This window comes from Armatimonadota bacterium (assembly GCA_017993055.1).
In the GTDB taxonomy this organism is placed as follows: Bacteria; Armatimonadota; UBA5829; order DTJY01; family DTJY01; genus JAGONM01.
In genome coordinates, this window is sequence record JAGONM010000010.1 from 43,470 (window position 1) to 58,536 (window position 15,067).

Below are 15,067 nucleotides of genomic sequence, written 5' to 3' on the forward strand. Positions count from 1 at the left end.
CCGGAGGCGCTCGTGCAGGCAATCGAAAACGCAATCGCGGCGGCCGGCAGCTTCCTGTGGGGCCCGCCGATGCTCGTGCTCCTTTTCGGGACGCACATCTTCCTGACGGTCCGGCTCCGCTTCATCCAGAGATACGTTCCCCTGGCGATCAAGCTCTCGATGTCCCGCTCGAACGAGGGCCACGGCGACGTGAGCCATTTCGGCGCGCTCGCCACCGCGATGGCGGCTACGGTCGGCACCGGGAACATCATCGGCGTGGCGACGGCGATAGCGGGCGGGGGCCCGGGCGCGGTGCTCTGGATGTGGCTCACCGGCGTATTCGGCATCTCGACGAAGTATGCGGAGGCCCTGCTGGCCGTCAAGTACCGCGTGCGGACCTCCGACGGGAAGATGCTCGGAGGCCCGATGTACGCGCTCGAGCGCGGGCTGAAGATGAAGTGGCTGGCCGTGCTGTTCTCGGTGTTCACGGCGATCGCCGCGTTCGGCATCGGCAACATGGTGCAGGCGAACGCGCTCACCCACCTGCTCTCGGAGTCCGTCCGGCTCTCGCCCTGGGTCTCAGGAGCGATCCTGACCGCGCTTACCGGCACGGTGATTCTCGGGGGCATCAAGTCCATCGCCAGGGTGTGCGAGTCGCTCGTGCCGAGCATGGTCGTCTTCTACGTGCTCGGCTGCGCGACGATACTCGCCGCCAACTACCATGCCGTCCTGCCGTCCGTCGCGCTCATCTTCAAGTCCGCGTTCTCGGCCAATGCAGTCGCGGGCGGGTTCCTCGGCGGACTCGTGGCCCGGACGATCCGTTACGGGGTATCCCGCGGCCTCTTCTCCAACGAGTCCGGCCTCGGCTCCGCGCCGATAGTCGCCGCCGCCGCTCAGACGAAGAACCCCGTCAGGCAGGCGCTGGTCTCCTCGACCGGCACGTTCTGGGACACCGTCGTCGTGTGCGCGATGACGGGGCTTGTGATCGTGAGCACCGGCGCGTGGCAGACCGGCGCGGAGGGAGCGGCGCTCACCAGGTCGGCGTTTGCCTGCATCCCGACGATCGGCCCGTTCATCCTGACGCTGAGCCTTGCGGTCTTCGTGCTGTCTACTATACTCGGGTGGTCGTACTACGGCGAGCGCGCGATGGAGTACCTGTTCGGCAAGAGGTCCATCGGGCCGTATCGAATCGCCTGGGTGGTGTTTGTGATGGTCGGTTCCGTGGTAAAGCTACAATTGGTGTGGGATTTCGCCGACGCCGCCAACGCGCTGATGGCGATCCCGAACCTGGTCGCGCTCGTTCTGTTGAGCGGAGTGGTGCTCGACGAGACGAAACGTTTTCTCTGGCACGGCTGCATTGACGACGAATGCGCCGAAACGATGCGCCGTGACGGAGTCGAGTCAGTCAGCGGGAGGTCGAAATGAACATCTGCTCGAAGATCGTCAACGTAGTCTGCCTGATAGGACTCTGTGCGGGGACGCTCGCGGCGGCCGAGGTCGCGCCCGTCCGCGCGGTCGCCCAATGGGCAGCGAAGCCGCCGGTCATTGACGGCAAGCTGAGCGATTCCGCCTGGTCGAAGGCGCGGGCGTATTCGGATTTCCGGGTCCTGTACTCGCGTGAGCAGGCGAAGGTCCAGACATTCGTCAAGGCGCTCGCCGACGGAGATGCGCTCTACTTCGGCTTCCGTTGCGTGGAGCCCGGCGTCGGCCAGATCGTCGCGAAGCAGACGGAGCGCGACTCGCCGGTCTGGACCGACGACTGCGTGGAGGTGATCATTGACCCGACGAACGACCGCGAAGGGTTCGTCCACCTGATAGTCAACACCGCGGGAGTCCGTTACGACGCGGCGGGGACCGTGGCGTCCGACGGGTCATGGCAGGAGAGCGCCGATTGGAACGGTGACTGGACGGCCGCCGCCTCTCTGGGCAAGGGTGAGTGGTACGCGGAGATCAGAGTGCCGCTCTCCGCTCTCGGCCTGACGCGCTCGGAGAGCCCGACGATGGGCGTCAACTTTGCCCGGGAGCGCCTCGCGGGCGAGCGCGAACTCAGTTCCTGGTCGCCGGCATCGGACCAGTTTGCGAACCCGGCGACTTACCGGGAACTCGTCGTGCCCGGGCCGGGCAACGACCACATCCTGGTGGGCCTGACCCTGCCCGAGTCGCTGTACATCGGAAAGCAGACCACGGATTTCACGATCGCCAACAAGTCCCGGTCGAGCAAGCGGCTCCGCTTCGTCTATCACGTCACCGGCACCGCGAACATGATCGGCAACACCGAGTACGCGTCGGTCCGCCGCGGAGGTGAGGCGCTCGGCTCGTTCGCGCTCGATATCGGGAGCCCCGGCGAGCTGAAGCTCGTCGCGCAGGTCGAGGACGCGGACGGCAACATCCTGTACTCGGCGGGCAGGCGCTACGGGGTACCCGCCCCTCTCACGCTCGAGGAGGGGCTCTACGCTGTGAACCACGGGAGGGCCGAGGCCTCGATCTCGGTCAATGTCGGGGCGGAGCAGTCCTCCGCGTCCGAGCTGCGGGTCTCCCTGCTCGCTGCCGGGTCCGACGAGCCCGTCGCCGCGCGCACGATCAAGCCGCTGACGAACGGCCCGGTCACCGCGAGCTTCGACCTTTCGAGCAGGCCGGCGGGCAACTACCGGATCAGGGCGGACCTCGTGCAGGCCGGCAAGACTTACTACGCCCTCAAGAGCCGGGCCTTCCCGTTCGAGCCGAACGCCCCGGTGCGCTTCGACAAGGACGGCTTCCTGCTCGTGGACGGCAAGCCGTACTTCCCCGTCGGCATGTACACCCTTCAGGACGGCAGGGGCACGGACCACGACTCGGTGCTTCGCGAAGCGAGCGAGGCCGGGTTCAACACGACCGTCTTCTACGCGCTGACGAACGAGACCGTCATCCCGCTCATGGACGCCGCCCATCGGAACGGCATCAGGGCCTTCGTCTACCCGACCTCGCCGTTCAGCGTCGCCGGCGTGGAGAACACCCTCGCGAACGCGGGGAAGGACGTCTTCGCCAAGAAGGACCATCCCGCCCTGCTCGGCTGGTACATCGTTGACGAGCCGGAGGGCATCGGCAAGGGCGCGGTGGACAAGACGCGCCTGCTATACCAGACCGTGCGCGAGGCCGACCCGAAGCACCCCTGCTCGCTCGTCATCATGAGCCCGGGGGCCGCCGCGAAGTACCGCGCGTGCACGGACATAATGTGGATTGACCCGTACCCGATCCCTCACGCTCCGGTCACCTTCGTCACCGATTCCGTGGCGGGGGCGGTGAAGAACGTCGAGAAGGACAAGCCCGTCTGGGTGATCCCGCAGGCCTTCGACTGGAACGTCTGGAAGACCGGCAAGGTGGACCAGGTGCACCGCCCGACGAACGAGGAGGAGCGCTGCATGACCTACCTGGCGCTCGTCCACGGCGCGAAGGGGGTCATCTACTGGGCGCACACCGCGTCGAAGTACTACATCCGCGACTACCCGGAGCACTGGGCATACATGAAGAAGCTCGCCGGCGAGATGCACGACCTGACGCCCGTCCTGCTCACGGTGAACGCGGACGTGAAGCCGGAGGTCTCGCCTAAGGACGCGCCGATTGACCTGATGGTGAAGCGGCTCGGGGGCGAGACGTATGTCTTCGCGGTCAACCACTCGGGCGAGGCGCAGTCGGTGACGTTCTCCCTGCCGGGGGTGACGGCGTCGGCCCCGGTGGAGGCGCTCTTCGAGTCGCGCTCCCTGTCGGCGAAGAGCGGCTCGTGGCAGGATCAGTTCAAACCGCTCGAGGTGCACGTGTACAAGACGGCCTCACGGTAACCGGCAGCCGGTCCCCTTGGCAAGGGGGACAGCCGGGACTCGCCGCGCACCCGCTCGCGTCATCCTGAACTTGATTCAGGATCCAGGACCCCCGGATGGATGCCGGATCGAGTCCGGCATGACGGGGTGAGGCACCCGGTGACTGGCAGCCTCGATCGAGAGACGGCCGCGAAAAAAAGTCTGCGAAAGATGTTGACAAAACGCAAGGATTCGGGTATAAGAGTACCTGAATACTCTAATCGCCCGGGGGATGCCCTGATGACTCCGAAGATGCTCCACATATCCGAGGCCGCCGCGCTGGCCCTGCACACGATGGCCGTGCTCGCCCGAAGTACCGACCGGCTTGCGTCCACCCACGAGATCGCGGAGGAGCTGGCCGTGTCGGAGAACCACCTCGCGAAGGTGCGCCAGCAGCTCGCCCGCGCGGGTCTCGTGGAGGCCGTCCGGGGGCCGAGCGGCGGCTTCCGGCTGACGAGGCCTCCCTCCAAGACGAGCCTCATGGAAGTCTACGAGGCGATAGAGGGGCCGTATCACCCCAGCGACTGCCTGCTCGGGCGCCCCGCGTGCCGGGCTTCGCGGTGCGTGCTGGGAGGTCTGGTTCATTCGGTAAACGGGCAGGTACGGAAATACCTGGCCGAGACGACTCTCGCCCATCTGGCGAAAGCGTGCGAGTCCGATTCGCAGGAGTGAAGCAACCGTGAGCCCTGAGTGCGCTTTCTGAAGCGTGTATCGAAGGGCGGCCTGATTGCACAAACATCGGCCGCATCCGACCGTCCTTCGATACACGTCCCAGAGGACGCACTCAGGACCAGACGGTTTCGGCTCCGAACGTATCACGAACTCATCAACAGAAAGGATGATCGAACGAATGGGAATGTTCTGCTACCAGTGCGAACAGACGGCGAAAGGGACGGGATGCACCGTCCAGGGGGTCTGCGGGAAGGACGAGACGACCGCGAGGCTCCAGGACCTTCTAGTGTACGCGGCGAAGGGCATCGGGATGTACGCGCACCGCGCCCGTCAGGCGGGAAGGTCCGCCGTCGAGATAGACCGCTTCGTGATCGAGGCGCTGTTCACGACGGTCACCAATGTTGACTTCGACCCCGAGCGAGTGAAGGGCTTCCTCATGAAGGCCGCGGAAATGCGCGACAGGGCGAAGAAGCTCTGCGGCGATTCGTGCGAGGCCCTCGGCGGGCCGGCGGCGTGGGTGCCGGAGGCGACCATTGAGGGGCTGGCCGCTCAGGGCGCGCAGATCGGCATCGAGTCGCGCAAGGCCGCCAGGGGGGACGACGTCGTCGGCCTCCAGGAACTGATCACCTACGGGCTCAAGGGCGCGGCCGCATACGCCGACCACGCGCGCATCCTCGGCCAGGAAGACGACGGCGTGTATGCAACCTTCCACGAGGCGCTCGACTTCCTGACGAAGCCGGACCCGACGGTTGACGAACTCACCGCCTGGGCGTTCAAGGTCGGCGAGATGAACCTGAAGGTGATGGAGCTGCTCGACGCCGCCAACACCGGCGGATACGGGCATCCCGAGCCGACCGCGGCTCACGTGACCCCGATCAAGGGCAAGGCGCTGCTCGTCTCCGGGCACGACCTGAAGGACCTCGAGCTGATCCTCCAACAGACCGAGGGTAAGGGCGTCAACGTGTACACTCACGGCGAGATGCTCCCGGCGCTCGCATACCCGAAGCTGAAGGCCTACAAGCACCTCGTCGGCAACTACGGCACCGCGTGGCAGAACCAGCGCACGGAGTTCGACGAGTTCCCCGGCTCGATCGTGATGACGACCAACTGCATTCAGCGGCCGAGTGAGAGCTACAAGGGGCGGATCTTCACGACCGGGCTCGTCGCCTGGCCGGGCGTGACGCACATCGAGGACAAGGACTTCACCCCGGCTATCGAGGCCGCCCTGGCGGCCCCCGGGTTCACCGAGGACGCGCCGGAGAAGACGATCATGATCGGCTTCGGGCGGAATGCCGTCATGAGCGTGGCGGGAACGGTCATCGAGGCGGTGAAGAGCGGGGCGATCCGCCACTTCTTCCTCGTCGGCGGCTGCGACGGAGCGAAGCCCGGACGCGACTACTACACCGAGTTCGTCGAGAAGACGCCGAAGGACACGGTCGTTCTGACGCTGGCGTGCGGCAAGTACCGGTTCAACATGCTCGATCACGGCGACATCGGCGGGATCCCGAGGCTCCTCGACATCGGGCAGTGCAACGATGCCTACTCGGCGATCCAGATCGCGGTGGCGCTGGCCGGCGCGTTCGAGTGCGGCGTGAACGACCTGCCGCTCTCGATGATCCTGTCCTGGTACGAGCAGAAGGCGGTTGCGATCCTGCTGACGCTGCTGGCGCTCGGGATCAAGGACATCCGCCTCGGCCCGAGCCTCCCGGCGTTCGTGACTCCTCCGGTGCTGAACGTGCTCGTCGAGAAGTTCGGCATTGCGCCGATCACGACCCCGGACGAGGACCTGGCGGCGATCCTGGGCTGACGTCGGATACCGGATGGTGTTGGGGCAGGAGTTGTACTCCTGCCCATTCTTCTTATCCCCTGGCGGTTGAAACCGCGGCAAGGACTGCACGAAGTCCACCTGCGTGGACTGGGGAGTCTAGTGTCCGCAGGGACACTTTGTGCCCTTGCAGCCGCGACTTCAGTCGCCCGGGCAGGAGCCATCTCTCCCGGCGGTTGAAACCGCGGCAAGGACTGCACGAAGTCCACCTGCGTGGACTGGGGAGTCAAGTGTCCGCAGGGACACTTCGTGCCTTTGGAGCCGCGACTTCAGTCGCCCGGTCGGCAGCCATCTCTCGCGGCGGTTGAAACCGCGGCAAGGACTGCACGAAGTCCACCTGCGTGGACTGGGGAGTCAAGTGTCCGCAGGGACACTTCGTGCCTTTGGAGCCGCGACTTCAGTCGCCCGGTCTCGGGAGACTACGGCGCCTCGATGCTCGGCACAGCCTCTTCCCAGGCCACTTCGAGGTCACGCTCCGTCGTGTGGTCACGGTGGTGCTGCTCCTGGTTCAGAACATAGGCCTTCACCCTTCTAACGTCCGATCTGGAGACGCTGAAGGCCCCGTATCCGCCCTGCCACTTGAGGAACTGCTCCGTGCCCTCCAGGTGGGTCACCAGATGCGAGGTTGATCCCTTCACCTGCTTCGCCAGTTGGGCTACCGTGATGATCGTCGGAATCCTCGTCAGCAGATGGACGTGGTCCTCGGTGCCGCCGACGGCGCCAACGTCCGCCTTGAGCTTCGCACACTCAGCCTGGATTGCGGCGTAGACCAGGGGCTTGATCTCAGGGCCTAGCATCGGGATGCGGTCCCACGTGGACCAGACCAGGTGCAGGTATAGTTGAGTGAAAGGCCTGCGCATAGGGTTGCTCCATCATGGACAATATCGAATCAAGGTTAGTTGGGCCGTCCGGGGAGTCCTTCAAGGTGCACGGCGGTTGAAACCGCGGCGATTACTGCACGAAGTCCACCTGCGTGGACTGGGGCCTGCAGTGTCCGCAGGGACACTTCGTGCCTTTGTAGCCGCGACTTCAGTCGCCCGGTCGGCAGCCATCTCTCGCGGCGGTTGAAACCGCGGCGATTACTGCACGAAGTCCACCTGCGTGGACTGGGGAGTCAAGTGTCCGCAGGGACACTTCGTGCCCTTGTTGCCGCGACTTCAGTCGCCCGGGCAGGAGCCATCTCTCCCGACGGTTGAAACCGCGGCGATTACTGCACGAAGTCCACCTGCGTGGACTGGGGAGTCAAGTGTCCGCAGGGACACGTCGCGCCTTTGGAGCCGCGACTTCAGTCGCCCGGGTACACAGGAATCCCCCGCTCCTCCGCCGAACCGGTCACTCAGAGGTAGATCACCATGCCTGATCGGCGCATCACCCTCATCGTGTTGTCGCTCGTCATTCTATCGTCCGTCGCCGCAGGGAAACCGATTCCGAAAGACGAGTATCTGGTCGGGGTCTACTACTTCGCCGGGTGGTGGAGGGACCTGCCGAACAAGTGGAACGTCGGCGGGAGGGACTGGCGCGCGGACTTCCCCGCCCGAGTGCCGACACTCGGTGAATACAACACCCAGCTCACGATGAACCGTGAGATCATCGCCGCGTCCTCGCACGGAGTTGACTTCTTCCAGATCCTCTGGTACCCGCAGTCGGGCGAGCCGCACAAGCTCAACGAGGGCCTCCGCACGTTCATGGCCTCCCCGAACGCCCGGCGGATGGCGTTCACGATCGAGTTCGTCAACCACCCGCCGTTCGCACTCGACACCGACGCGAAGTGGGAGGCCGCCTGCCGGGAGTGGGCCGCCGCGATGAAGCACCCGAGCTACCTCCGCGTCGGTGGGCGGCCGGTGTTCAAGATCCACGGCGCGCACTTCTTCCTCCAGCAGAATGGGAACGACCCGGCGAGGGTGACCGCCCGGCTCGACGCCTTACGGCGCATTGCCAGGGAATCCGGCGTGCCGGCGCCGCTCATTGGCGGCGGAGTGATGTCCGGCCTGACGACCGGACAGGTAGTCTCCCCTTACGACTTCCTGACGACCTACATGGACATGCCGAACGTCCCGCAGAAGCCCGAGCCCTATCCCTACGAAGACCTGATCGAGCCGGCGCAGGACGCCTGGAAGGCATACGGCGAGAAGAGCGAGAAGCCCTACGTGCCGTACGTGCCGTCGGGATGGGACCCGCGCCCGTGGAAGGACCCGCGGCCGTCGTTCGACCTGCCGAACCGCCTGCAGTGGACCGCCGCCCTGAAGAGCGTGAAGTCGGCGCTCGACACGTACCCGAAGCTCGGCTTTCCCATCGAAGGCGGGCGACAGAAGGCGCTGCTGATCTACGCATGGAACGAGTTCGGCGAGGGCGGGATCGTGGCTCCGACGAAGGGCGACGGGACGATGAAGCTGGAGGTCGTGAAGGCCGTATTCGGCAGCCGGTGATCAGCGGCCCGACGCCCAAACGCAGCGAAGCCCGGCGGGTCGTCCGTCGGGCTTCTGCTCGAGTGGTGGGCGGTATTGGATTTGAACCAATGGCCTCTTCGGTGTCAACGAAGCGATCTCCCCCTGATCTAACCGCCCATGTACAGGTTCGAGGCAGGCGTATTATACACGATTCCGCCCCACCTGTAAAGTGGCGCAAAAACCCCAATCCTCGGTCCAAACGACTGAAGGAAACGGCCGCCGCCGGCCCGAACAGGTTGATATACACTCCCTGGGAAAGCACACTGAAATGCCGAAGGCGCCGTTCGTACACCTGCACACGCACACCGAGTTCAGCCTCCTCGACGGGGCCTCCCGCATCCCCGACATACTCGACCGGGCCGTCGAAATGGAGATGCCCTCCATGGCGATCACCGACCACGGCGTCATGTACGGCAACATCACCTTCTACGGCGAGGCGAAGGCCCGGGGCGTCAAGCCGATCCTCGGCTGTGAGGTCTACGTCGCGCCGCGGACCAGGTTCGACAAGGACTCGAAACTCGACAGGGACCAGCACCACCTGGTCCTCCTGGCCGAGTCGGAGAAGGGCTACAAGAACCTCATCAAGCTCGTGAGCCTCGCGTACTCGGAGGGCTTCTACTACAAGCCGCGCGTGGACAAGGAACTCCTTGCCCGGTACCACGAAGACCTGATCGCGCTGACCGGGTGCCTGGGCGGCGAGATACCGTACTGGATCATGCGGAACGACCTCGGCCGGGCGGAGCGATCGCTCGCTGAGTACGTCGAGATATTCGGCCGCGACGGCATATACCTCGAACTCCAGGAGCACGGCCTTCCCGAGCAGAAACAGGTCAACGAAGGACTGATCAGCCTCGCCGGGACGACGGGCCTCAAACTCGTGGCGACGAACGACATCCACTACACGGCCCGCGCGGACTCGGCGGCCCACGAGGTTCTGCTCTGCATCCAGACCGGACACACGCTGACCGATCCGAAGCGGCTGAGCTTCGGATCGCAGGAGTTCTACATGAAGTCGCCCGAGGAGATGGCGGCCCTGTTCGGAAGCATCCCCGGCGCGCTGGAGCACACGCTCGAGATAGCCGAGCGGTGCGACCTTCAGTTCGATTTCAGCAGCACCAAGCTCCCCGATCCCGGCATTCCCGCCGGGGCCGATCCGTGCGACCACATGCGCGAGGAGGCGCGGCGCGGCCTCGCCGAGCGGATGGGCGGCTCGATCCCGGGCGACTACGAGAGGCAGCTCGAGTACGAGTGCGGGATCATCGGGCAGTGCGGGTTCGCCACATACATGATGATCGTGCGCGACTTCACCGATTTCGCTCGGCGTCAGGGGATCTTCGTCGGCGTCAGGGGGTCGGCCGCGGGGAGCATCGTCTGCTACGGACTCGGCATCACGGACGTGGACCCGATCGAGTACGGCCTCACCTTCGAGCGGTTCCTGAACCCCGAGCGCATCGAGATGCCCGACGTTGACCTCGACATCCAGGACGACCGCCGGGACGATCTGATCCGGTACGTCATTGACAAATACGGCCGCGAGCGCGTCGGGCAGATCGCGACGTTCGGCAGCCTGAAGGCCCGAGCCGCCATCCGCGACTGCGGGCGCGCCCTGGGAGTCGAGCTTCCCGAGGTGGACCGCATCGCCAAGATGATCCCGACGGTGCCCGTCGGCGTCACCATTGACCAGGCGATGAAAATGAACCCCGAGCTGCATGACGCCTACAATCGCGACCCGAACGCGCGGACCCTCATTGACACCGCCCGGACGCTGGAGGGCCTCAACCGCAACTCCGGGGTCCATGCCGCGGGCGTGCTGATCTCCGACAGTCCGCTGACCGACCACGTGCCGGTGGAGTCGAAGGAAAAGGGCGAAGCGGTCGCTCAGCTCGCGAAGAAGGACGTCGCGAAGATCGGCCTCGTGAAGATGGACTTCCTGGGCCTGGCGAACCTCACGATCCTCGCGGAGGCCGTCAAGAAGGTCAGGGAGTGCCGGGGCGAGGAGATTGATATCCTCAACATCCCGCTCGACGACCGGAAGACCTTCGAGATGCTCGGGCGCGGCGACACGAACGGCGTCTTCCAGCTCGAAAGCGCCGGCATGCGGCAGAACGTCATTGACCTCAAGCCGACCTCGGTACGGGAACTCGCGGCCATAATCGCCCTGTACCGACCGGGCCCCATGGGGGCCATCCCGGACTTCGTGCGGGGTAAGTCCGACAGGGACAAGGTCTCATATCTCCACCCGGATCTCGAGCCGATACTGGACGAGACCTACGGAGTCATCACCTATCAGGATCAGGTGCTGCGGATCGTGTGCGCGATGGCCGGCTTCACGCTCGGCCAGGCGGACGTCCTGCGCAAGGCGATGTCGAGCAAAGACCCTGAGAAGATGCACGAGGTCCGCGTGAAGTTCCTCGAAGGCGCGAAGAATCGAGGCGTGGATGAGGATGTCGCGGCGAAGATCTACGAGCAGATCGAGCCGTTTGCGGGCTACGGGTTCAACAAGGCCCACGCGGTCTGCTACGCCTTCGTCGCCTACCGAACGGCCTATATGAAGGCCAACTACCCGGTGGAGTACTACTCCGCGCTCCTCTCGGCCAACATGGACGACAAGGACAAACTGGCCATGTACGTCGAGGACTGCAAGCGGTTCGGCATCAAGGTCCAGCCGCCGGACGTCAATACCGGCAGCGCGGAGTTCGACGTGCGCGACGGCGCGATCTGCTTCGGGCTGGCAGCCGTGAAGGGGCTCGGCCGCGCGGCGATAGACGCGGTCCTCGCGGCCCGGAGCGAAGGCGGCCCGTTCAAGTCGCTCCACGAGTTCTGCCGACGCGTCTGCGACACAATCGTCACCCGGAGCGCGGTCGAGAGCCTGATAAAGTGCGGCGCGTTCGACTCGATCAACAAGAACCGCGCTCAGCTGCTCTTCGTCCTCGACGACGCGATGGGCATGGCGCTTCGGGCTCAGAGGGACAGGAAGGCCGGCCAGCACTCCCTGTTCGGCGGCATTGATTCCGCCGAGGACTCCGGGGACAGCCTCGAGCCGAAGACGCTCCCCCAGGTGAAGCCGATGTCGCGCGACGAACAGCTTGCCTTTGAGAAGGACCTGCTCGGGCTGTACGTCTCGGATCACCCGCTCGCCCAGTTCCAGGAGAGGTTCGCCGCGTTCGTCACCGCCACGAGCGACAAGATCAGGGAGATGGCCGACAAGCAGGAGGTAGTGATCGCCGGCGTGATCTCCCGCATGCGCAAGCACTTCACCAAGAAGAACAACGAGCCGATGGTCTTCCTCACTATCGAGGACCTGACCGGCTCGGTGGACGTCACCGCGTTCCCCCAGGTCTACAACGACTACAGGGACGTGATCGCGCAGGACGCGGTCGTCGTCGTGCGGGGGAGGACGAACCACCGCGAGCGGCCCGGCGCTGACGGCGAGACGACCTGCGAGATCGGGATCATCTGCGAGTCGATCCAGGCGCTCGGGAACGGCAAGAACGGCAACGGAAACGGCTCCGGCGTCAAGTGCGTGACCATACAGCTCGCCAGGTCCGACCGCGAGAAGCTGAAACTGCTGAAGGGCATCTTTTCCAAGCACTCCGGCGAGAGCCCGGTCTACTTCGTCGTGACCGCCGGCGGGAGGCCGACGAAGGTCTCCGCCGAGTCGAAGGTCGAGCCGTCCCCTAAGCTCATCCAGGAGATCGAGAAGGTCCTCGGCAAGGAAGCGGTGACGGTGGAGCAGGGATAGTTGCGTACGGAATACTGATTCCCCCTCGCCCTGAGAGCGAGGGGAAGTCACTCATCATCCCCCCTCCCCTGAGAGGGAGGGGGTCAGGGGGAGGGGTTTGAGGCGTCCGGCCGAACCGAACCCCCCTCCCCGGCCCTCCCCCTCACAGGGGGGAGGGAGTGAGTATTCCCCCTCCCCTGAGAGGGAGGGGGCCAGGGGGAGGGGCGTGCCACGTGAGGCATTACGACAGGGACCTGGTCCTGCGTGCAAGGCAGCTTCGCTCGGGCGCAACCTCCGCTGAGAACATCCTCTGGCAGAAGCTTCGGCGCAAGCAGATCAACGGCAGGAGGTTTCGGAGGCAGCAGCCGATCGGACCATTCGTCGTAGACTTCTACTGCCCGGAACTCACAATCGCAATCGAACTCGATGGTGACTCGCACGGCGGTAAGGAGTCGCAGGATAAATCGCGGCAGGAGTTCCTGGAGGCGCAAGGTCTAGCCGTGCTGAGGTTCTGGAATTCCGATGTCTGGCAGAACCTCGACGGCGTGTTGCAGACCATATACTCTGCGTGCGGCCGCGAGCCGGAGTGAACGCGCCTCATCCCCCCTCCCCAGCCCTCCCCCTCAGAGGGGGGAGGGAGTACCGCTTCCGGTTGACAACCCCATCGCCCCGCGCTAGACTGGCGGCAACGACCCTTGGAAGGAACTCCTCATGAAGACCGCCTGTTTCGCCCTGATGCTTCTACTGACCGCCAACGCCGCCCGCGCGGGAGCGCTCGCCGGGAAGTCCATGACCCTGTCGCCCGGCCACGGCCTCGTGTGGAACGGCAAGGAATACGGCACCCAGCGGCCCATCACGTGCGGCGGCGAACTCCGCGCGGAGGACGATCGGAACGTCGAGCACGCGGCGTGGCTCGAGACGTACCTGCGGAACGACGGCATGACCGTGCACACCATGCGCTGCACGGACAAGAACTACGGCGACCACCCCAGCGGCAATCCCTGGTGGCGGATGGCCTCGGTCTACTGGCTCGAGCACAAGGGCTACCCGTGTACCGTCTGGGGCAGCCTCTCGGACTGCCAGACATCATCCGGGGAGAGCGAATGGAACGATGACGTCCGCGCCCGCCCGCTCGCCTCGAACCAGGACAAGACCGACATCTACATCTCGGTCCACACGAACGCGTCGTCCGGCCACTGCGAGGGCCCGAACTGCCCGACCGGCTCCGTTATGTACTACGACTGCGGGAGATCGCACGCGGAATGGTGCGACGGCAGCCGAAGGCTGGGCGAGATGGCCAACAGCGCGATGATCGATGCCATCCACCACGGTATACCGATGCCCGAGTGGAAGGACCGTGGCGTCGCCGACTCGAACGGCCGATTCGGCGAGATCCGCATCCCCGAGCGCCCGGCGGTCCTGCTCGAACTCGGCTTCCACGACAGCTGCGACACGGACGTGCTCAACCTGAAGGACGACTTCTTCCGGTGCGCGGCGATGTGGGGGCTGTACAAGGGCGTCTGCGACTACTTCGGCGTCGCGCCGACCAGGGACTTCTACTCGAGCGAACTCGTGAGCCACACGATCCCGAACAGCATGGCGCCGGGCGAAACGAAATCGGCCAGCATTACGTTCAGGAATATGGGCGTGCTCTGGAACGAGGAGCGCGGGTTCAAACTCGGGGCGCTGGGCGGCTCCGACCCGTTCGCGGACGCCCTCTATCAGGACGTGATCGCTGAAGTCGGCCCGAACGGGACGGTGACGTTCACCTTCGACCTGACCGCGCCCAACGAGCCGGGGTTCTACGCGTCGGGCTGGCGGATGATCCGCGAGGGCGGGCCCTGGTTCGGCGACGTGGCCGTCTCGGCGGTGAGGGTCCGCTAAGATGTAGTCCGAATGGAGGCCGTGAGATGAGAAACGTCTTGTGGGCCGTGTGCGGCGTAATCATCGTCCTTGTTCTTGCCGCGGTTCTGTTTCCCTTCTCCGTACACGATGGCGGTCGTCCGTCGCTCTCGACACAGTGCATGCGGAATCTCAGCAAGCTGGGCATGGCGACTGAGATGTACATGTCCGAGCATGATTACCGCTTCCCTCCGGTGAAGACCTGGAACGATGCTCTGAAAGAGCCTCTGACACGGATCTCCCGGTCGCCCAGTGACACCGACAAGCTGTTCATATGCCCTTCAGAGGTGAACGACCGGAGCGCGCCCTCCTACGCCGTGAACGCTCGGCTCGATGGGCTATCCGAGCGCGACGTAGCCGATCCTACATACACGGTGCGCTACTTCGAGTCGATGCCCGGCCGCAACCTCCACGGAGGCCCCGAGCTTTTCCCGCCGGAACCGAGGCATGAGATGGGATACGCGGTCTGCTACGCGGACGGCCATGTAGGATTCGTGCCGAAGTCCGAGATCGGCAAGCTGAAGTGGGAGCCGCAGTCCGCCAAACCGCGCTCAACCGAGAGACCTCCTGTAGGGCCGGGCGGTTGAAACCGCGGCAACGAAGGCACGAAGTGTCCCTGCGGACACTGGGAGGCCGTTGAACGGCTCCCCTGGGGTTCCAGTCCACGGAGGTGGACTTCGTGCCTTCG

9 protein-coding genes, 1 tRNA gene and 1 pseudogene are annotated in these 15,067 nt (G+C 65.0%); 9 read left to right on the plus strand and 2 right to left on the minus strand.

Going from position 1 to position 15,067, the window contains the following annotated elements; genetic code table 11:
- Positions 1-69 precede the first annotated feature (69 nt).
- The 4 genes from KBC96_05920 (at position 70) to hcp (ending at position 6,291) form a co-directional block, all read left to right on the plus strand.
- A complete protein-coding gene (locus KBC96_05920) occupies positions 70-1,404 on the plus strand; it encodes a sodium:alanine symporter family protein (protein MBP6963928.1) in 1,335 nt (444 codons plus the stop codon).
- Entirely contained in the window at positions 1,401-3,794 is a 2,394-nt protein-coding gene (locus KBC96_05925; GenBank protein MBP6963929.1) for a hypothetical protein, read from the plus strand. Before KBC96_05920 ends, KBC96_05925 begins: the two co-directional genes overlap by 4 nt.
- A gap of 258 nt (positions 3,795-4,052) precedes the next feature.
- Entirely contained in the window at positions 4,053-4,484 is a 432-nt protein-coding gene (locus KBC96_05930) for an Rrf2 family transcriptional regulator (GenBank protein MBP6963930.1), read from the plus strand.
- Positions 4,485-4,668: 184 nt separating this feature from the next.
- Positions 4,669-6,291 carry a hydroxylamine reductase gene (hcp, locus tag KBC96_05935; protein MBP6963931.1) on the plus strand — a complete coding sequence of 541 codons (1,623 nt, stop codon included), beginning with the start codon at positions 4,669-4,671 and terminating at the stop codon, positions 6,289-6,291.
- Between the two features lie 506 nt (positions 6,292-6,797).
- On the opposite strand, the pseudogene tnpA reads toward hcp, so the two are convergent.
- Positions 6,798-7,169, minus strand: a pseudogene (gene tnpA, locus KBC96_05940) (IS200/IS605 family transposase).
- 492 nt (positions 7,170-7,661) lie between these two features.
- Here tnpA and KBC96_05945 point away from each other — a divergent pair.
- Complete coding sequence (locus KBC96_05945; protein MBP6963932.1) at positions 7,662-8,735, plus strand: hypothetical protein; 1,074 nt, start codon at positions 7,662-7,664, stop codon at positions 8,733-8,735.
- Between the two features lie 63 nt (positions 8,736-8,798).
- Here the strand turns inward: KBC96_05945 and KBC96_05950 are convergent.
- Positions 8,799-8,873: transfer RNA gene (locus KBC96_05950), tRNA-Val, on the minus strand.
- A 151-nt stretch (positions 8,874-9,024) separates the two neighbouring features.
- Here KBC96_05950 and KBC96_05955 point away from each other — a divergent pair.
- The 4 genes from KBC96_05955 to KBC96_05970 all read left to right on the plus strand — a co-directional run bounded on the left by KBC96_05955 (position 9,025) and on the right by KBC96_05970 (position 14,966).
- A complete protein-coding gene (locus KBC96_05955) occupies positions 9,025-12,498 on the plus strand; it encodes a DNA polymerase III subunit alpha (GenBank protein ID MBP6963933.1) in 3,474 nt (1,157 codons plus the stop codon).
- 212 nt (positions 12,499-12,710) lie between these two features.
- A complete protein-coding gene (locus KBC96_05960; GenBank protein MBP6963934.1) occupies positions 12,711-13,067 on the plus strand; it encodes an endonuclease domain-containing protein in 357 nt (118 codons plus the stop codon).
- 121 nt (positions 13,068-13,188) lie between these two features.
- Positions 13,189-14,361 (plus strand): N-acetylmuramoyl-L-alanine amidase, encoded by a 1,173-nt coding sequence (locus KBC96_05965; GenBank protein ID MBP6963935.1) that lies wholly within the window; start codon positions 13,189-13,191, stop codon positions 14,359-14,361.
- Positions 14,362-14,387: 26 nt separating this feature from the next.
- Positions 14,388-14,966 carry a hypothetical protein gene (locus tag KBC96_05970; protein MBP6963936.1) on the plus strand — a complete coding sequence of 193 codons (579 nt, stop codon included), beginning with the start codon at positions 14,388-14,390 and terminating at the stop codon, positions 14,964-14,966.
- Positions 14,967-15,067 lie beyond the last annotated feature (101 nt).